Source organism: Bacillus sp. Hm123 (assembly GCF_051842975.2).
Lineage (GTDB): Bacteria > Bacillota > Bacilli > Bacillales > Domibacillaceae > Bacillus_CE.
The window spans coordinates 1,614,475-1,633,980 of sequence record NZ_CM200277.1; the positions used below are offsets into that span (position 1 = coordinate 1,614,475).

The window sequence follows — 19,506 nt, forward strand, 5'->3', positions numbered from 1 at the left end:
TGTCTACTTTTAGGCAACAAGTGCTTTTTGTGTTATAGCATGGATATCGAAAAATGCGTCATGATTTCATAAGTGTTAAAATCAAAAAATATCATCTTTTTACTAAGTCATAGATTTAGTAAAAGCGACAACCTGGAAAGATGCGGCTTCATTGACACTGGATTTGATTCCTATTATAGGAAATGCTAAAGCTGTCTATGAAGCAACAATCGGGAAAGATCCAATCACTGGCTGGAAACTAGCAGATTGGGAACGATCATTAGCAGCTGCCGCCATATTGGCAGGCCCTGTAGCTAAGGTTGGTGCACGAGGAGTCAAGTTGGCTGGCAAAGGCATGAACGAGCTAGTCACCTCTTTGAAAAAAGTCGCTTCTCGCGTGAAGAATATCAAAATCCCATCTATTCATTTAGGTGAAGAGCTTGCTACTTTAGGTCCTGCGGTGGGCAATGAACCTACGAGACTTGGTGATTTATTTAGCAAGATTAAGGTTAAGGGGAAAGATAGAAAGAATAAGAAAGATAGTAAGGCTGATAAGGGTACGGGTGAAGCTCTGGGTAATAAAGAAGTAGCAGTAGGAGAAGAGATTATTGCCCAAAGGGTACTGAAAGCAGAACTTGATTTAACACCAAAACTTACACCATACAAATCTTTAAGTAGGGATCAGCAGAAAAAAATAAAAGAAAAGATTGAAAATCGTACAGTAACAAAAGAAGAATATAAAAGATATCAATGGGATAAAAGATTTTCAAAAAGAAGAGCTGCAGGGGTTAATGAATTTTGGAAGCAAGAAAAGAAAAGGATTTTAGATGGAGAACCTACAACAAGGGATTGGACTAATGAACAGATACAAGAGATTTTAAGAGGAAAAAAACCTCAATATAATGGGCAATCAATAATTGGACATCATACTTACAATGCTATGAATTACCCACATATATGTAATAGAGGAGAATTAATTTATCCTGTAACTAGCAGGGAACATTTAAGGGGTTGGCATGGCGGAAGCTATAGTAAAAATGCACCTGGTAGACCTGTTAATCCAAATTATTTAGAAGAATTTTAATGGAAAGGAGAATATATAGATGAGTAAAATGGCAATTACAATAAGCTCTAATGGTCCATTTAGTAAATGTGTAGTACCATTAAGAAAGTACACTGGTTTAGGAATTACAGAGATAAAAAATAAAATTGAAAACAAAGATTTTTTTGCCGAAACAGATGCAAATGATATTGATGATATGGAAAATTTAAAGGGATTAGTTGATAACTTGTTGAAGTTAGGTGCGGAAGTGAAAATATTTGATAGTGATGAATACGGTGAAGGGATTTTCGATTACCAAGAAATTTCTTACGGCGAATTTATAAATAATATTGACCGGTTAAAAGAAATTATGGAAGAATTACAGGATTACGATGATGCTTTGTCTGACGAAGTTTAATTGGTCTTAATAATTATTATTTTAAAAATATATGTTAAGAGCTTGTGTTAGTAAAGCAACATAAGCGAGTGATAAAGCTCATGGTTCTAAAACGATAAATACAAAAGCACATAAGAAAAATTGATGAAAAAGAATGTATTTTTGAAGTGGATAGAAAAATATATGGTGTTTGAAAATATATACTCCATGATGGTTGTACCATCATGGGGTACTGTGTGCAATGATAGAATAGAAAACGAAGTACGAGCTTAGGCGAAATGACATTTTACATGGCGGTGAATATAAACACATGGAATGGGCATGAAACTAACGAACTCGTACAAACTCGTAAGTTTTAACGTAGTAGTTGTCATGACATACAAAAGGTGTCATACTGTTACTACAAAACTTACAAATTTATGCTACTTAAAAACATATGAACTTAAAGCACTTGATTGTCAATTAAAGGCAACAAGTGCTTTTTTGCGTTTTAGGATAGAAATGAGTAGACACATTATAATTTTATAAGTGCGCTAAGTGTTAAATTTTTATAGATTGTAATGGCTATGTACAGTGTACGACGATAGTAGAGGGGAAAATAAAGGGTTGTGTTATTTTTTGAAGTCATCGTAAAGTACGTTTTAACGGATGGACGTTATGCATACGTTATCCGCAAAAACGGGTAAACGTTACAGGGACTTTAATTGCTGTAACGGGAAGGGACTCAATATGGAAGAGAAAGTAGTTGGTTATGTACGAGTTTCAACAGAAGGACAAGTACGTGAAGGGTATAGCCTAACGTATCAAGTAGAAGAAATTGAACGGTACTGCATTGAAAATAAACTACAGCTGCTTCACATATACGAAGATAAAGGAATTAGCGGAGCGACAGTAGATGAAGATGGATTAACAGTTGAACGTGAAGGCTTACAAGAATTACTGTCAGATATGACGTGTCATCAAGTAAGCAAAGTTATTGTACTAAATACATCTAGGTTATGGCGCTCTGATATGGCAAAAGTGTTAATACAAAGAGAACTAAAGAAACATGAGGTTGATGTAAAAGCAATTGAACAACCGAATTACAGTATATATACACATGATCCCAATGACTTTTTAGTAAATGGCATGTTAGAGCTATTAGACCAATATCATGGATAGGCTACACTAAGTTAGACAACTCTTATAAGGGGTAGTACACTAAAAGGACTAACCTTAAGGAGCGGGTCAAAATGAGAAGAGAACGTCGAACGTTTACAGCCGAATTTAAACGGCAAATGGTGAAGCTCTATGAAAACGGAAAATCGCGAGCGGATATTGCGAGAGAATATGAGATTACGCCTTCTTCATTAGATCGTTGGATTAAAAATCATCAGGAAACAGGATCTTTCAAGGCAGAAGACAATCGTACGACAGAAGAAACAGAATTGCTTGAACTACGCAAAGAAGTGCAACGCCTACGAATGGAAAATGATATTTTAAAGCAAGCCGCGCTGATCATGGGACGAAAATAGATGTGATTCGTAACAACGCTCACAAATATTCGGTATCAGCCATGTGTGACGTCCTACAAATTCCAAGAAGTACTTACTACTATCACCTTCACAAGCGTGAAGATGACGAAAAACAAGCGGAGGAAGCAGACTTACAAGAGCGTATTTATACGATTTTTAAGCAAAGCCGCAATAACTATGGGACACGTAAAATTAAGAAAGAATTAGAGAAACAAGACCTGACGGTTTCTAGACGACGTATAGGTGGAATCATGAAGGATTTAGGTCTTGTCTCGAATTACACGGTTGCTTATTACAGACCACAAAAGAAACAAAGTAACGAGACGGCAATCGCCAACGTATTAAATCGTGAATTCCAACAAGAGAAGGAATTATCGGTATTAGTTAGTGATTTAACGTACGTGCGTGTCGGGAAAAAATGGCACTATGTGTGCTTGTTTGTCGATCTTTTTAATCGTGAATTAGTCGGTGCCAGTGCAGGTCCAAGTAAAGACGCAGCACTTGTCTACCAAGCTTTAAGTAACATTAAAGGTAACCTGACAAACGTACAATTATTCCACACAGACCGTGGCTCAGAATTCGATAATCAACTAATGGCCGAAGCAACAGAAGCATTTGGCATCCAGCGTTCACTTAGTGCAAAAGGATGTCCGTATGATAATGCCGTGGCCGAAGCGACATACAAGAGCTTTAAGATCGAATTTGTGTACCAACGCACTTTCCATTCCCTTGAACAACTAGATCTTGAACTACGGGATTATGTGAACTGGTTTAATCACATTCGAATTCATCAAACACTAGGATATCTGACACCAACTGAATTTAAGCAGCAGTCCTTATAAAGATTGTTCAGGTTAGTGTTGACATTCCATCAACGTCTTGAAATTGCATTAAAGCTAAGTAGAGGCAGAAAGAAGAAAGCGGAACAAGGTGGATATGCAGGTGGCGGTGTGATGTTTGGTTACACGGCAAAGAAAGGTCAAAAAGTACTAGAAGTAGATGCGGAAAAAGCAATGATTGTACGTAGGCTATTTGAGTTACGACACTTTTTTAGGCATTGGTCACTTGCTCAATTAGCGGAACGACTTAATGTAGAGGGCTATCGTACAGAGAAAGGAAAGCTGTTTACGAAAGTACAAGTGAAACGCATGTTAGACCGAGAAAACTTTTATCGAGGGGTATATACATACGGGCAAATACAAACAAACGGTAAACATTCAGCAATTTTATAACAGTCGTACTTAAAAAAATCGCTCATTTTACTATATGTACTTATGAAGTTACGAAAATGGATAGGCTTGCGTACCTATGCGCATCGGAAGATGAACGCTCGAACTAAGGTTGCCGACATTTTTATATATGACTAAATTATTGAATAGAGGGATGAGTTATGCATAATAGGCAGAACTATTTGTATGTAGGAGTAGATTTACATAAGGAGCATCATACGGCTGTTATAATTAATTGTTGGCAAGAGAAACTAGGAGAAATACAATTTGAGAATAAACCATCTGCATTTTCGAAGTTCTTATTAGAAGTAGAGACATATGTGTGTGATGGGATAACTGTTGTATTTGGTTTAGAAGATGTTGGTGGTTATGGAAGAGCATTAGCGAAATATTTAGTAGACCATGAACGAGTTGTGAAAGAAGTAAATCCAGCTTTATCATTTTTAGAACGAAAAAGCCAAATGATGATACAAAAAAATGATAGTTGGGATGCAGAATGTGTAGCACGCATATTGGTAAACAAATTTAATCAATTGCCAGATGCAAAGCCAAACGATTTATTTTGGTCGATACAACAACTAGTATCAAGAAGGAATGCATTAGTAAAAGCACAAAGTGCGTTAAAGAATCAACTACATATTCAATTAAACCATCATTATCCAAGCTATAAAAAGTTTTTCTCAGAGTTAGATGGGAAAACAGCATTAGCGTTTTGGCAGCAATATCCGTCACCCTCTTGTTTAGAGGGGGCGAATATAAAGTAATTAACAGCTTTTTTATTAGATGTTAGCAACAATACATGTTCAGTAAAGAAAGCAAGTGACATATTAAAACTTGTAAAAAAAGATGGACAAACAATGAAAGAGTATCAAGAAATGCGAAACTTTTTAGTAAGAAGTATTGTACGGGAGATTGAGTTTAAAAAAAAGGAAATGAAATACATCGAAAGAGAATTAAAACAGTTAGTAAATCTACTAGATTATCAATTAGAGACGATGCCGGGAATAGAACTTGTGACGGCATCAGCATTAATTGCAGAAATTGGGGATGTAAGACGATTTCCAAATGCCAATAAATTAGCACGATTTGCGGGGATTGCGCCTGTTTACTTTGGTTCTGGTGGGAAAGGTAAGACACACAAAAGCAAACAAGGAAACAGGGCGCTACACGCTTTATTTTATAATTTAGCAGTACAGCAAGTGCAAGTAGCAAAAGGAAGTAAGAAGCCACGGAATCCAGTGTTTCATGCGTACTACCAAAAGAAATTAAAAGAAGGAAAAACAAAAGGACAAGCATTGGTATGTATTATGAGAAGGCTTGTAAATATTGTATAAGAAGTAGTTTAATAAGGTTTTACATGGTTTGTTTTTTTATTGTGAGGGTTTAAGATTACAACATAGGGTACGGGTGATATTGGAACACCTCCACGTTATGGTGAGAGAAGGATTTCTCAGAATTTATATAATAAATTAAGAGATAAATCGCCAACAGATGCTATAAGAAAAGAAATTAATAAAGATTTGAAGGATAAATTAGGACAGCCCGATCCTGCTCTTCCTGGTAAGTATATTATAGATACACTTCACGCTGATCATATCGTGTCTATGAAAAACATTGCACGGATGGAGAATTTTGATAAACTTACAGAAGAACAACAACTAAAGGTTTTAAATAATCCAGAAAATTTTATAGGACTAAGTGAAACAGCCAATAAATCTAAAGGCTCTAAAACTTATGCTGATTGGACAATTTTTAAGAAAGAAAATATTAAAGTTGATTCTAAATTTAGGGAGGAAATGATGGAGAAGGAAAAGGAATTAGAAATGAAGTTACAAAAACAAATTGACGATTTTATTGAAAAAGATAATACAAATATAGATAAATGAGGGGGTTAATATAATAGTATGGAACAAAAACTTGATTTTTTAAGACAATACTTCAGTGATAATATAAAACTTATTTCTCACAGTGAAATTAATAATATTAATAATGAAATAATGCCTAGTTTATGGTTTAAACTGTTTAGTGAAAAAAATGTAGAGAAGAGAATTGATTTTATTTTATCAATATGGAAAGAATATGTAGGGGAAGAATTAAGGAACACTATCTCTTATTTATCTGAGCATCTAGAAGAAGTAGAATTAATGGATATAGATGGTAGATACTCGATTTTATATACTATTAAAACAGATAGCGGAAAAACTTTATTCTATGAAGGAAGAAATCCAAAGGGTGTATTTAACAATGAAGTATTAGAAAGTTCTTGGAGTAAAATTCCTTCATCAATACGAATTTTTTATCAAAATATTCACAATGGTTTTTATTATTATGCAAGTCGATCTATGGGCTTAGTTCCACTGGAAAATGTCACATATTTTGATGATGATGAGTGGGGGATTATTGAGGAGCTAGAAGAACCTATACAAATTAATTTAAAAACTACTTTTGGTTTCTTTAAAAGTGGCATGGGTGGTTATGTTGCAATAGATTATGATAATTGTGACAATGATAATGCAACTTTATGGTGGACGAATGAAGAGCCTACATATAATATTAATTTTTGGGACGTAGTTGACGAATGGATAGTAATTGGTTTTGAGGTTTAATTTAGATATTAGTAGAACTGGATAAACTGCATTAATTTAAGCAACTCTTATAAGGGGTAGTATATATAAAACTAACCTTTCGGAGCGGTACAAAATGAGAAAAGAATGTCGAGTTTTGTAAATTTAAGCTACAAATGGTGAAACACTAGGAAAACGGCTGCCCTCTCGAATTTAGATAGGTTAAAGCCTTTACAGTATAGACAGAAGCTGTTATAGCTATTGAACTGAATTCCGAATAAGTCCACTTTTTTAAGTGTCTACTATTTAGAGTTCAGTTCATAGTGGTTTATTCACCCCTTTTTATTATAGTTCTAGCACTTGGAGCACTGGAATGTCAACACTAACCTGAACAATCTTTATAAGGACTGCTGCTTAAATTCAGTTGGTGTCAGATATCCTAGTGTTTGATGAATTCGAATGTGATTAAACCAGTTCACATAATCCCGTAGTTCAAGATCTAGTTGTTCAAGGGAATGGAAAGTGCGTTGGTACACAAATTCGATCTTAAAGCTCTTGTATGTCGCTTCGGCCACGGCATTATCATACGGACATCCTTTTGCACTAAGTGAACGCTGGATGCCAAATGCTTCTGTTGCTTCGGCCATTAGTTGATTATCGAATTCTGAGCCACGGTCTGTGTGGAATAATTGTACGTTTGTCAGGTTACCTTTAATGTTACTTAAAGCTTGGTAGACAAGTGCTGCGTCTTTACTTGGACCTGCACTGGCACCGACTAATTCACGATTAAAAAGATCGACAAACAAGCACACATAGTGCCATTTTTTCCCGACACGCACGTACGTTAAATCACTAACTAATACCGATAATTCCTTCTCTTGTTGGAATTCACGATTTAATACGTTGGCGATTGCCGTCTCGTTACTTTGTTTCTTTTGTGGTCTGTAATAAGCAACCGTGTAATTCGAGACAAGACCTAAATCCTTCATGATTCCACCTATACGTCGTCTAGAAACCGTCAGGTCTTGTTTCTCTAATTCTTTCTTAATTTTACGTGTCCCATAGTTATTGCGGCTTTGCTTAAAAATCGTATAAATACGCTCTTGTAAGTCTGCTTCCTCCGCTTGTTTTTCGTCATCTTCACGCTTGTGAAGGTGATAGTAGTAAGTACTTCTTGGAATTTGTAGGACGTCACACATGGCTGATACCGAATATTTGTGAGCGTTGTTACGAATCACATCTATTTTCGTCCCATGATCAGCGCGGCTTGCTTTAAAATATCATTTTCCATTCGTAGGCGTTGCACTTCTTTGCGTAGTTCAAGCAATTCTGTTTCTTCTGTCGTACGATTGTCTTCTGCCTTGAAAGATCCTGTTTCCTGATGATTTTTAATCCAACGATCTAATGAAGAAGGCGTAATCTCATATTCTCTCGCAATATCCGCTCGCGATTTTCCGTTTTCATAGAGCTTCACCATTTGCCGTTTAAATTCGGCTGTAAACGTTCGACGTTCTCTTCTCATTTTGACCCGCTCCTTAAGGTTAGTCCTTTTAGTGTACTACCCCTTATAAGAGTTGTCTAACTTAGTGTAGCCTATCCACACCCAAAGCTATACTCACTAACAACAAATAATTTCCTTCCTCATAATTTGTATATATAATAGAAGAAACTGATCATTTTTCATAGATTGGAGTCGTTATACAATGGAAGAAAACATCGAGTTTTGGATTGAACGTTATCAGCAAGAAGGTGATGAGGAAGCGTTGGAGCAGTTGAAGGTTGCTTGTTGGCCGATGATCGAGCCGCTTATTGAGGAGTTAACGAAAAAGCATGGAGCGGAAGTAGGGGAGCTTCTTCGTGAAAAGGGGCTGGAGCGCTTTGCGTTTATCTTTAGCAAATATCAGTTAAATGTGCAGCTTCCGTTAGAGACGTTTGTTGCGAATACATATCGGTTTTATTTTATGCAAGTATTGAAAGAACAGGCATAAGAAAAAGGTATCCGAACAAGTTTTGTACTTGTCTAGGATACCTTTTTTAGGATTAATGATAATGAATAATATCTTCTGCTAAGCTAGTAAAGGCTTCACCGACGATTGATTCTTCATCATATACAGAAGTGCCGGTATTTTCTTCTGGTTGAGCGAATGGTACTTGGGCAATGACGGCTGTTTGTAGTTGTTCAGCTAGCGTATCACCGCCACCTTGGCCAAATAAATATTTTCTTTCGCCGTTTTCTTCGTAGTAAGCCATGTTTTCGACGACACCCATAATGTGATGTTTCGTATGTTTAGCCATCACGCCTGCTCTTGATGCTACATGAGAAGCAGCATTGTGAGGGGTCGTAACGATAATTTCTTTCGCATGAGGGATCATTGCGGCTACATCGATCGCCACATCACCTGTCCCTGGAGGAAGGTCTAAGAGAAGGTAATCCAACTCTCCCCAATGCGTATTGACTAAGAAGTTGCGAATCCATTTGTTTAACATCGGCCCACGCCACATGACCGGTTGGTTATCCTTAGAGTAAAAGCCCATCGACATTACTTTTACGCCGTGGCTAGTAGAAGGAATCGCCGTTTGATCAATCATCGTTGGCTGTTGCTCAATTTGCATCATCGCTGGAATGCTGAATCCGTAAATATCTGCATCTAAAATGCCTACGCGTTTTCCTAAGCGAGCAAGGGCAGCCGCTAAGTTGATTGTTACTGTTGATTTACCAACGCCGCCTTTACCGCTCGTTACCGCAATAAATTTAACTCCGGAATCTGGACGTAACATTTTTGGCATGCCCGTTTCCGTTACAGCTTCTGCTTTCAGTGATTTCGTTAACGCTTGACGTTCTTCATCAGTCATCGCACCGAAAGTTAAAGAGACACTTACAGCACCGATATGTCTAAGGGCGTCCTCAATATCTTGTTGGATTTTTGCTTTGAGAGGACAGCCTTGAATCGTTAATACGACTTCTAGTTGCACATGACCATCTTGAATTTGGATGTTTTTTACCATGTTTAATTCAACAATACTTTTATGAAGCTCTGGATCATTGACTTTCTCCAGAGCTTGTAATACTTGTTCGTTTGTTAGCATCGTGTTTATCCCTGCCTATTCTTTCAATCCTTTGCCGAGACCTTTCAAGAAGTGAATACCGAAGTTCACTGCACGGTTCACGTCTGGGTCCTTCAATACTTTCATTAAGTCGAACACACCGACTTTTTCGTCGTTATTGATCTGTTTCGCTTCATCCATTCCAGAATTTAAACTACTCACAAGTTTTTTCGTCATTTCAGGGTCCATAGCAGTGAGTACACCTGCGACACCCAAAAAGTGATTGATTAAATTCGTGACTGGTTCACGAGAGACTTGATGCAGAACAATGCCTGCTACTTCTTCTTTCGCTTGAAGCAGCTTCGTCGCTGCTTCAAGTGCTCCTACTTTATTTAGTTCTCCGACAATCGAAAAGATTTGATTTAACGCTTCTTCATTTTCTGAAAGGAGCGTTTTTAAATCTTCTAGTTTTTGTTCTTTCATTTGTTCTTCTGTTAATTGTTGTTTTTGAATCGTTGTAATAGGTGCTGCCATCGATTACACTCCTTCCATTATTTCGTTGTTAAGTGAACGTAGCCTGGACGTTTCCATTTACGGTCTGCTTCGACACCATTTTGTGGGTGACGTTTTTTGTAACGTGGATTTGTTTTTGGTAATGGCGCTTTTCCACCATCGGCTTTTAATACTTCTACACGTATTTTCGTTTGTTTATAAGCAGGTGTAAATGTACAACGGTCAACGGCTGGACCTGTTAAGAAGTTAATCGCCGAGTCTTTGCTTACAGAGTTCATCGGTAAGAATAGTTCATTCTTTTGGACGCGATCCGTTACTAATGCACTTAATTTTAACGCACCATATGGAGAGATTAAGCGAACGAGGGACCCATCTTTGATTCCACGTTCCTTCGCTAACTCTGGTGATACTTCTACGTAAATTTCTGGTACTTTGGATTGGATACCTTCTGATTTATTTGTCAGGTTTCCTTCATGGAAGTGCTCAAGTACACGACCGTTGTTAATATGACAATCGTATTCTTCAGGGAATTCCACTGGCTCTACCCAATCATATAACGAGAAACGAGCTTTTTTATCTGGGAAGTTAAAGCCATCTACGTATAAAAGCGGTGTGCTCTTACCGTCAAGGCTACCCCAGAAAAAGCTATTCCAGCCTTCAAGAACTTTATAGTTTGCTTCTCCGAAAATAGGGGAGAGGCTAGCCATTTCATCGTAAATTTCACTTGGATGGCTGTAATTCCAATTCGCACCAAAACGGTTCGCCACATCTCGAAGGATTCTCCAGTCTGGTTTGGCATCTTCAAGTGGTGGTAATACTTCATATAGTCTTTGAACACGACGTTCTGTATTTGTAAATGTTCCATCTTTTTCAAGAGAAGGAGCACCAGGTAACACAACATCGGCATATTGAGCCGTTCTAGAAAGGAAAATATCTTGAACGACTAAGAAGTCAAGTTGAGATAAAACATCATGTACATGGTTGGCGTTACAGTCGACTAAAGCCATATCTTCTCCGACAATATACATCGCTTTCATTTTACCTTCTTCCACGGCTTGAAGCATTTGAATATTATTTAAACCTGGTTCTGGTTTGATTTTCACACCGTAAGCTTTTTCAAACTTCGCGCGTGCTTCATCATTTGCAACACTTTGGTAACCAGGAAGTAGGTTTGGTAGTGTACCCATGTCACAAGCACCTTGTACGTTATTATGACCACGAAGCGGGTAAGCACCAGCACCCGGACGACGGTAGTTTCCTGTTGCTAACAATAAGTTAGAAATCGCAGCGGATGTATCAGAACCACCAGTGTTTTGAGTGACACCCATTCCCCAAAGGATACAAGTACCATCTGCATCACGGATCATTTTCGCTACTTCAATTAGTGTTTCTTTAGAAATACCTGTGTGTTCCTCTGCATACTCTAACGTGTATTTTTGAAGCACAGCTTTGAAGTCTTCATAGAAGTTGACGTTTTCTAGAATGAATTTCTCATCATGCCAACCTTGGTCGATCATGTATTTCGTTACAGCCATTAACCAAACTTGGTCTGTTCCTTGCTTCGGTCGCATAAAGATATCAGAACGCTCAGCCATTTCATGCTTACGAATATCTGCCACTATTAGTTTTTGACCATGTAATTTATGCGCACGTTTGACACGAGTAGCTAATACAGGGTGTCCTTCCGCTGGGTTAGCTCCGACAATAATAACAAGACCTGATTTGGCGATATCTTTGATTGTTCCAGCATCTCCACCCATACCAACTGTACGGAATAGACCGTCCGTTGCAGGGGATTGGCAATAACGTGAACAGTTGTCGACATCATTTGTTTCAAAGACTTGTCTAGCTAGTTTTTGAATTAAATAGTTTTCTTCATTGGTAATTTTAGAAGAAGAGATAAAACCTGTTGATCCTGAACCGAATTCTTTTTGAATCGCACCTAATTTAGAAGCGATTAAGTCAAGTGCTTCATCCCAAGAAGATTCAACGAATGCACCATCTTTACGAATTAGTGGTTTCGTTAAGCGCTCTTTTGAATTGACGAAGTCCCAACCGAATTTTCCTTTTACGCAAGTAGAGATTGCGTTTACTGGTCCTTCAGATGGCTGAACTTTCAAGATTTTACGATCTTTCGTCCAAACTTCAAATGAACATCCGACACCGCAGAACGTACATACTGTTTTTGTCTTTTTCGTACGTTTGTCACGCATGGCTGCTTCTACTTCCGATACAGCCATAATCCCGCTGTAGCCTGGTTCTACTTCTTTAATTAGGTCGATCATTGGGTCAAGCATATCTTGCTTTAGGCCTGTCATAAATCCAGCTTCGCCTAACATAGATTTTTCCATTAAGGCATTACATGGGCAGACAGTGACACATTGGCCACAGCCGACACAAGAAGAATCATTGATCGCAACGCCTTCGTCCCAAATAACACGTGGACGTTCTGCTTCCCAATCAAGTGATAATGTTTCGTTGACTTGTAAGTTTTGACACACTTCTACACATTGACCACAAGCGATACATTGGTTCGGATCATAACGGTAGAACGGGTGAGACATGTCGACTTCTGTTGGATCTACTTTTGGTTCATACGGATACTTTTGATGCTCAATGCCCATCATTTCTACTGTATTATGCAACGTACAGTTCCCGTTGTTGTTATCACAAACTGTACAATAAAGTAAATGATTTTCTAATAAACGATCCATCGCTTCCGTTTGCGCTTCTTTCGCTTTAGGGGAAGCTAGTTGAATGTTCATGCCATTTTCCGCTTTTGTTGAACAAGAACGGACTAACTTTCCGTCGATTTCAACAATACAAGTATCACAGGTTTGAAGCGGATCGACTTCTGGCACGTAACACACTTGTGGATGTGCAATTTTGTTTTCGTTAATGACTTCTAGAATCGTTTGTTCTGACTTCGCTGAGTATTCTTTTCCGTTGATTTTAATTTCAGTCATTTTTGTTTACCTCCCTTTTAAACACACAAAAAAATCCACCACGAATCGACATGTTGACTAAACATGTAAAAAATTCATGGTGGATAAGCTTCTTAGCAGATCTTACTAAAAGACCAATCCAATTTTTATTTAATAAATCGATAGACCTAAAACATTAGAAAATATCTCGGACCCATCTATACCACCGCTTATTATAGCTCTTTCCCCAAAAAGACACAATATAAACTATAAAATTTCTTTAATGAGAATGATTATCAAAAAACTTCTCCTTTAAATTTTGACAAAGTTGATTTATCATTAACAAATTGTAAGGGTGAAATCGCTTTATCGAAAATAACGATAGTATATTTTACGATGGGAGAATGTCCATTATGTCGAAAAAAATTCATGAATTTAATGACATCATTCGAAAACTTCGCAAAGATTTATTTGGGAAAGGCCCAGAACGAATTCATACGGTGTTCGTCGAAAAAATGGCTGTATCCACACTTTATGGGAACTTAACGCCGACAGAAAAATTCATTGCTAGCACGTCAGAAGGAGTAGCAATGGTTCATGCAGCTAGAACGAGAATGATTCAAGAGGTGTATTCGAAAGCGACTCCTGATGGTATGGAAGAATTAATGGATGCGAAATTAGTCCATTTATTTTCCGATATCAAGATCGAAGAAGATATGGCGGTTTCCGTATTTATTTTTGATAAAAATATAGATTAGGAGGTCAAAAATGAGGGAAGCGGAAGTAAAGAGAGAGATTATTCGTGTAGACAATGGCCAAGTGAAAACGATAGAAGATGTGATTGTGACAGAGTACCCAGTTACTGTGAAAATTAACCAAGAAGAATTCGTCACAATGGTTTGTACCCCTGAGCATATTGAAGATATGGTGATTGGATATCTTGCTTCGGAAAATATTATCCGCAAATTTGAAGATATTGAAGATATATCGGTTCAAGAAAAAGATGGTTTTGTTCATGTAAAAACAAAGAGAGTAAACCCTTACTATCAAAAGTTTCAAAACAAGCGATATATCACGTCATGCTGTGGAATGAGTAGACAAGGGTTTGTGTTTGTTAACGATGCGCTAACAGCGAAAAAAATGGATCAAGTCCGTGTGGAAATCACGCCAGATGATTGTTTCCGTTTAATGAATGACATGCAAAACTCAGCCGTCACGTTTCAACAAACAGGCGGGGTTCACAATGCCTCTCTATGTGACGTAAATGGAGCGATCTTGAGCAGAATGGATATTGGTAGGCATAATGCGCTCGATAAAATATACGGATATTGCTTAAGAAATGACATTTCCATAGGGGATAAAGTATTAGTTTTTAGTGGGCGAATGTCATCAGAAATCTTGTTGAAAGTGGCAAAAATCGGATGTGAAATCGTACTTTCGAAGTCAGCTCCAACAGAATTAGCTTTACAACTAGCGGAACAATTAGGTATAACAACTGTTGGGTTCGTTCGCCAGCAATCGCTAAATATTTACACTTGTCCTGAAAGAATTAAACTGAACTCATAACTTGAAAAAATAGCTAACGATGAAAACCACTAATTGAGGAAAAGAGGTGAAGAAGATGAATACGGAAATACAGGACAAGCTACATCGCCCTTTAAGAGATTTACGAATATCGGTTACTGATCGTTGTAATTTTCGCTGTCGATATTGTATGCCTGAAGAAATGTTTGGACCCGATTATTCTTTTTTACCTTCTGATAAAATTTTATCCTTTGATGAAATGGAAAGATTGACCAAAATCTTTGTTTCTTTTGGTGTGAAAAAGATACGAATTACCGGTGGAGAACCGCTATTAAGAAGGAATCTGCCAGAACTAATTGAACGGATCAGTCAAATTGACGGAGTAGACGACATTGCTTTAACAACGAATGGATCGCTGTTGAAGAAGCATGCGGCTAACTTAGCAAACGCGGGTTTATCGCGCGTGTCTGTTAGTTTGGATTCCTTGAACGAAGAGCGTTTTTTAGCGATGAATGGTAACAGAGGAAAAGTGAAGACGGTGTTAGAAGGCATTGAAAAAGCAGCAGAAGTAGGGATGAAAGTCAAAGTAAATATGGTCGTACAAAAAGGAAAAAACGACCAAGATATCATTCCGATGGCTCGCTTTTTTAAAGAAAAAGAGCATACTCTTCGCTTTATTGAGTACATGGATGTAGGTAATTCGAATGGATGGCGTTTAGATGATGTGACGTCTAAGCAAGAAATATTGAATCAAGTGAATCAATTTTCACCCATCGAACCGATGGCACCTAATTACCGTGGAGAAGTAGCGACTCGTTATCGCTACGTCGATAGCGATCAAGAAATTGGGATCATCTCATCGGTAACCGATTCATTTTGCTCCACTTGTACAAGAGCGCGGATTTCTGCTGAAGGAAAGCTGTATACGTGTTTGTTTGCTACAACTGGAACCGACCTTCGAGAACTGCTTCGTTCCGGACAAAGTGATGGCGCTATTGCCGAAACGATCGAAAGCATTTGGAGTAACCGAGGCGATCGTTACTCTGATGAACGGGCACATCAGACTCGCCCACGGACAAATGCAAAAATAGAAATGTCTCATATCGGTGGATAACAAGAAGAAAAGATAACAAGAGGTAAATTGGGGGAATATAGTTATGGCTTTTAATAAACCAGATAAAATTACAGAAATAGCCATTGAAGCAGGGGTTGGTAAGGTGAAACTGCCGATAGTACCGATGCTTATACTTGGGTTTTTAGGAGGAGCTTTCATTGCGTTAGGGTTTCTACTTGATATTCGAGTGATAGGAAGTATGCCGCCAGAGTGGGGGAGTTTTGCCGGCTTTTTAGGAGCAGCGGTTTTCCCATTGGGTCTCATTTTAGTCATTCTCGCTGGTGCAGAATTAATTACTGGAAACATGATGTCTGTATCGATGGCTCTTTATGCTCGGAAAATTTCAGTAGCAGATGTAGCTCGTAACTGGTTTTGGGTAACGTTAGCGAATCTAATTGGCGCTTTATTTGTCGCTTACTTTTTCGGTCATATTGTCGGTTTAACAGAAACAGGACCATTTTTAGATAAAACGGTAGCGATCGCTGAGGCAAAAGTTGCTGATTCGTTTATGCAAACGTTTATTTCTGCGATTGGTTGTAACTGGCTTGTTTGTCTAGCCGTTTGGCTAGCTTACGGAGCGAATGATTTTGCTGGGAAAATCATCGGTATTTGGTTCCCAGTTATGGCGTTTGTTGCGATTGGATTCCAGCACGTTGTTGCCAATATGTTTGTTATTCCAGCTGCCATCTTTGCGGGACATGTAACATGGGGCGAGTTTTTAGGAAATGTTGTTCCTGCATTTTTAGGAAATGTTGTTGGAGGAGCTGTATTTGTTGGGATGGCTTACTTCACGTCTTTCCAAAAACAACAAGTGCAACAAACTAAGTTACAAAAAATTTCTTAATCCGAAAGCGGAGCCGACTGTTTTGGAGCTAGACGATCCGAAAGCTCGAAAGCGGAAGGCGCTCGTTGAACGATTTCATAACGGACAAATCATAAAAAACCCAGCAAATGCCGGGTTTTTTATGTACGTTCGTGGAAGAAGTCACCGTTTTTTCCACCAGTTTTTTGGACTAAATGAGTTTCTTTAATGACCATCGATTTGTCAACGGCTTTGCACATGTCATAAAACGTCAGAGCAGCGACAGATACAGCTGTTAAAGCCTCCATTTCAACGCCGGTGTTTCCTTGACATTTGACGGTTACTTGCATATGTAATTCATAGCCTTCAGCCGTTTGTTCGTAATCAAAGGTAAAATCGGTCCCTTGAAGCATGATTGGATGACACATCGGAATGAGATCAGCCGTCTTTTTCGCTGCCATAATTCCTGCGATTTGAGCGACTTGTGTTGGATCACCTTTTTTGATCAGTCCTTGTTGAATGGCTTCGTATAATTCATTCGACATAGCGATCGTGCTTTTAGCGATGGCCGTCCGTTTCGTGACGTCCTTTTGTGAGATATCGACCATCTTCGGTCGACCGTCTTGATTCCAATGGGTAAAGTTACTCATAATATCCTCCTGAAGTATGTATTATTTAGGCCAATCTTCTTTCGAGTTGATGTTAATAAACTCCTGTTGATCATTGGCGAAAGGTACGTAACGTACAGTTAATTGATCTAATAACGCTTGCATGCTTTTTTTGTTTTTTTGTAAAAGCTGTTCAGCTTTGTTTAGACTTCTTCGGTGATACAGTGCCGAAAGCGGTTGAATTCGATCCGACTGGGTGGGTACGATTGCATCATATTGATCTTCTGTGAAAGACATCATCGTTTCGACGAAAGCAGAAGTCATAAAAGGTAAATCACTAGCGAGGACAAAAAACCATTCGCTATCTGGCACTGAAGACATGATATAGTGCAAGGCGAATAATGGCCCTTGATAATTTTGTTCTTCTTCAATGACAAAACGGACGTCATTTTGTTGAAATTGTGGCAGTAAGTTTCTGTTGGTGGAAATAACCAAAGGATGAAGCGCGTGGTCTCTTAATGCATCTAAGCTATATTCATATAAGCATTTTCCTTCGTATAATTCAAACATTTTCGGTTTGCCATAACGAGAGGATTTGCCACCTGCTAACACAACACCGGCTATCGTCATTGTCTGTTTAACTCCCCGATAAAATGCTGGACAGTGGGGATAATGAGTTGATTCATTCCTAATTTGACGGCATTGGTAGACCCTGGCAAAGCGTAAATAGCTGTTTGGTTTTTACAGCCAGCAACCGCACGACTGAACATCGCTCGTGGGCCAATTTCCGTATAACTCAAGGAGCGAAATAATTCTCCGAAGCCTGGCATTTCTTTTTCAAATAGGGATGTGAGCGCTTCATAGGTAACATCCCTTGGAGTAAAACCGGTTCCGCCGGTGACGATAATCGTATTGATGCTTGGGTCCTCACACCAGGCTTGAACTTGATCCGTAATAGCTATTTGTTCATCCTTCACAATGCGATGTTGAACAACCTGGAATGTGGCGGCTTCGAGCAATGATTGAATCTGTTGACCGCTTTGATCATTTTCTACGGTTCTCGTGTCGCTAACGGTTAAGATCGCCGCAGAGACCGATGTACTTGAATGAGTTGGATGCATCCATATTCCTCCTTTTCATAGTCATAAAATCAATGACTCAATTATAATAGCAAAAATAAAAACGTCAAATGAAAAGTTACATAGAGAAAGGAAGGTCGTTCCATGAGCGAAAGATATTCAAGACAGCAGTTATTCCAGCCAATCGGAAACTTAGGGCAGGAAAATATCCAAAAGAAGCACGTGTTAATTGTAGGGGCAGGGGCTTTAGGAAGTGCTAGTGCAGAAGCGGTCGTCCGGGCTGGCATTGGTAAGCTGACGATTATTGATCGAGATTACGTGGAGTGGAGCAATTTACAGCGCCAGCAGCTCTATAGCGAGCAGGATGCAAAAGATCAATTGCCAAAAGCAGTTGCGGCAAAAAATCGATTAGAGAACGTTAACTCTGATGTCGACATCCAAGGACTAGTTATGGATGCGCGAGCTGATACGCTAGAGCCATTACTGACAGACGTCGATGTGATGATAGACGGGACGGATAACTTTGATATTCGTTTCATAATCAATGACTTGTCGCAAAAGCATCATATTCCATGGGTATATGGCTCTTGTGTAGGGAGCTATGGAGCGACCTATACGATTATCCCAGGACAAACGCCTTGTCTTCACTGTCTCCTTCAAAAGGTGCCTACTACAGGAGCTACTTGTGATACAGTCGGTATTATTAGCCCAGCCGTTCAAATGGTCGCTGCGTATCAAGTGGCAGAAGCTTTAAAGATTTTAGTTGGAGATATTCAAGCTGTCAGAGAGACGTATTTAACGTTTGATTTATGGAAAAATCAGCACTATGCGGTAAAATTAGATAAAGTAAAAGATACCCATTGTCCATCTTGCGGAGAAGCTCCAATGTATCCGTATTTAGCTTATGAAAACCAAACGAAAACGGATGTTTTATGTGGGCGTAATACGGTGCAAATTCGGCCGGCGAACGAAATGAACTATGATTTCGATCGTTTAGAGAAACAGTTAAGACATCATGGAGCGATTCAACGAAACCCGTATTTGCTTTCTTGTCAATTAGACGATTATCGCCTCGTCATTTTTCAAGGTGGCCGCGTATTGATTCATGGAACAAATGATATTCAGCAAGCTAGAAGTCTTTATTATCGTTTATTAGGATAAAAGGAGTGGTT

19 protein-coding genes and 3 pseudogenes are annotated in these 19,506 nt (G+C 38.6%); 15 read left to right on the plus strand and 7 right to left on the minus strand.

Going from position 1 to position 19,506, the window contains the following annotated elements; all coding sequences use genetic code 11:
* The first annotated feature begins 151 nt into the window (after positions 1-151).
* The 9 genes and pseudogenes from ACSVDJ_RS08275 to ACSVDJ_RS08315 all read left to right on the plus strand — a co-directional run bounded on the left by ACSVDJ_RS08275 (position 152) and on the right by ACSVDJ_RS08315 (position 6,767).
* Complete coding sequence (locus ACSVDJ_RS08275; RefSeq protein WP_439171287.1) at positions 152-1,063, plus strand: pre-toxin TG domain-containing protein; 912 nt, start codon at positions 152-154, stop codon at positions 1,061-1,063.
* 19 nt (positions 1,064-1,082) lie between these two features.
* Entirely contained in the window at positions 1,083-1,439 is a 357-nt protein-coding gene (locus ACSVDJ_RS08280) for a hypothetical protein (RefSeq protein ID WP_000041340.1), read from the plus strand.
* A 300-nt stretch (positions 1,440-1,739) separates the two neighbouring features.
* The gene (locus ACSVDJ_RS08285; RefSeq protein WP_098148070.1) at positions 1,740-1,946 is read left to right on the plus strand and encodes a hypothetical protein; all 207 of its coding nucleotides are present in this window, start codon (positions 1,740-1,742) and stop codon (positions 1,944-1,946) included.
* 201 nt (positions 1,947-2,147) lie between these two features.
* Positions 2,148-2,570, plus strand: a pseudogene (locus ACSVDJ_RS08290) (recombinase family protein); the annotation flags it as partial.
* A gap of 80 nt (positions 2,571-2,650) precedes the next feature.
* Positions 2,651-3,774 (plus strand): IS3 family transposase gene (locus tag ACSVDJ_RS08295; protein ID WP_518619624.1). Its coding sequence is split into 2 segments (ribosomal slippage): positions 2,651-2,930 and positions 2,930-3,774, totalling 1,125 coding nucleotides; the frame shifts between segments, so codons are not numbered across the junction.
* A gap of 15 nt (positions 3,775-3,789) precedes the next feature.
* Positions 3,790-4,164: pseudogene (locus tag ACSVDJ_RS08300) on the plus strand (recombinase family protein); the annotation flags it as partial.
* Positions 4,165-4,322: 158 nt separating this feature from the next.
* Positions 4,323-5,495: pseudogene (locus ACSVDJ_RS08305) on the plus strand (IS110 family RNA-guided transposase).
* A 186-nt stretch (positions 5,496-5,681) separates the two neighbouring features.
* Complete coding sequence (locus ACSVDJ_RS08310) at positions 5,682-6,047, plus strand: hypothetical protein (RefSeq protein WP_439171289.1); 366 nt, start codon at positions 5,682-5,684, stop codon at positions 6,045-6,047.
* A gap of 18 nt (positions 6,048-6,065) precedes the next feature.
* Positions 6,066-6,767, plus strand: coding sequence for an SMI1/KNR4 family protein (locus tag ACSVDJ_RS08315; protein WP_439171288.1), 702 nt, complete (start codon positions 6,066-6,068; stop codon positions 6,765-6,767).
* Positions 6,768-7,123: 356 nt separating this feature from the next.
* On the opposite strand, the gene ACSVDJ_RS08320 is transcribed toward ACSVDJ_RS08315, so the two are convergent.
* A protein-coding gene (locus tag ACSVDJ_RS08320; RefSeq protein WP_518619624.1) for an IS3 family transposase occupies positions 7,124-8,247 on the minus strand; the annotation gives its coding sequence in 2 pieces (ribosomal slippage) (positions 7,124-7,968 and positions 7,968-8,247; 1,125 coding nt in all).
* Between the two features lie 181 nt (positions 8,248-8,428).
* On the opposite strand from ACSVDJ_RS08320, the gene ACSVDJ_RS08325 reads away from it, so the two are divergent.
* Entirely contained in the window at positions 8,429-8,713 is a 285-nt protein-coding gene (locus tag ACSVDJ_RS08325; protein WP_439167965.1) for a hypothetical protein, read from the plus strand.
* Between the two features lie 52 nt (positions 8,714-8,765).
* Here the strand turns inward: ACSVDJ_RS08325 and ACSVDJ_RS08330 are convergent, their stop codons facing one another.
* Genes ACSVDJ_RS08330 through fdhF form a run of 3 tightly spaced genes read right to left on the minus strand, consistent with a single transcriptional unit; the run spans position 8,766 to position 13,249 of the window.
* On the minus strand, positions 8,766-9,812 hold the full coding sequence (locus ACSVDJ_RS08330) for a P-loop NTPase (RefSeq protein WP_439167967.1): 1,047 nt from the start codon (positions 9,810-9,812) through the stop codon (positions 8,766-8,768).
* A 15-nt stretch (positions 9,813-9,827) separates the two neighbouring features.
* Positions 9,828-10,304: a helical membrane plugin domain-containing protein gene (locus tag ACSVDJ_RS08335; RefSeq protein WP_439167969.1), complete on the minus strand. Its 477-nt coding sequence runs from the start codon at positions 10,302-10,304 to the stop codon at positions 9,828-9,830.
* Positions 10,305-10,321: 17 nt separating this feature from the next.
* Complete coding sequence (fdhF, locus tag ACSVDJ_RS08340) at positions 10,322-13,249, minus strand: formate dehydrogenase subunit alpha (protein WP_439167971.1); 2,928 nt, start codon at positions 13,247-13,249, stop codon at positions 10,322-10,324.
* 371 nt (positions 13,250-13,620) lie between these two features.
* Between fdhF and ACSVDJ_RS08345 the strand changes: the two genes are divergently transcribed.
* The 4 genes from ACSVDJ_RS08345 to ACSVDJ_RS08360 are packed head-to-tail and all read left to right on the plus strand — an operon-like array spanning position 13,621 to position 16,689.
* Positions 13,621-13,965: a Na-translocating system protein MpsC family protein gene (locus tag ACSVDJ_RS08345; RefSeq protein WP_439167973.1), complete on the plus strand. Its 345-nt coding sequence runs from the start codon at positions 13,621-13,623 to the stop codon at positions 13,963-13,965.
* A gap of 10 nt (positions 13,966-13,975) precedes the next feature.
* Positions 13,976-14,773: a formate dehydrogenase accessory sulfurtransferase FdhD gene (gene fdhD / locus ACSVDJ_RS08350; protein ID WP_439167974.1), complete on the plus strand. Its 798-nt coding sequence runs from the start codon at positions 13,976-13,978 to the stop codon at positions 14,771-14,773.
* 55 nt (positions 14,774-14,828) lie between these two features.
* A complete protein-coding gene (gene moaA / locus ACSVDJ_RS08355) occupies positions 14,829-15,845 on the plus strand; it encodes a GTP 3',8-cyclase MoaA (RefSeq protein WP_439167976.1) in 1,017 nt (338 codons plus the stop codon).
* 43 nt (positions 15,846-15,888) lie between these two features.
* Positions 15,889-16,689, plus strand: coding sequence for a formate/nitrite transporter family protein (locus ACSVDJ_RS08360; RefSeq protein WP_439167977.1), 801 nt, complete (start codon positions 15,889-15,891; stop codon positions 16,687-16,689).
* A gap of 119 nt (positions 16,690-16,808) precedes the next feature.
* Here ACSVDJ_RS08360 and moaC read toward each other — a convergent pair whose 3' ends face one another.
* From moaC to ACSVDJ_RS08375, 3 genes are read right to left on the minus strand one after another with little or no spacing between them, the layout of a single operon-like run.
* On the minus strand, positions 16,809-17,297 hold the full coding sequence (gene moaC, locus ACSVDJ_RS08365) for a cyclic pyranopterin monophosphate synthase MoaC (protein ID WP_439167979.1): 489 nt from the start codon (positions 17,295-17,297) through the stop codon (positions 16,809-16,811).
* A 21-nt stretch (positions 17,298-17,318) separates the two neighbouring features.
* A complete protein-coding gene (gene mobA / locus ACSVDJ_RS08370) occupies positions 17,319-17,885 on the minus strand; it encodes a molybdenum cofactor guanylyltransferase (RefSeq protein ID WP_439167980.1) in 567 nt (188 codons plus the stop codon).
* A complete protein-coding gene (locus ACSVDJ_RS08375; RefSeq protein WP_439167982.1) occupies positions 17,882-18,376 on the minus strand; it encodes a MogA/MoaB family molybdenum cofactor biosynthesis protein in 495 nt (164 codons plus the stop codon). Before ACSVDJ_RS08375 ends, mobA begins: the two co-directional genes overlap by 4 nt.
* A 102-nt stretch (positions 18,377-18,478) precedes the next feature.
* On the opposite strand from ACSVDJ_RS08375, the gene ACSVDJ_RS08380 reads away from it, so the two are divergent.
* The gene (locus ACSVDJ_RS08380; protein ID WP_439167984.1) at positions 18,479-19,495 is read left to right on the plus strand and encodes a thiazole biosynthesis adenylyltransferase ThiF; all 1,017 of its coding nucleotides are present in this window, start codon (positions 18,479-18,481) and stop codon (positions 19,493-19,495) included.
* The last annotated feature ends 11 nt before the right edge of the window (positions 19,496-19,506 follow it).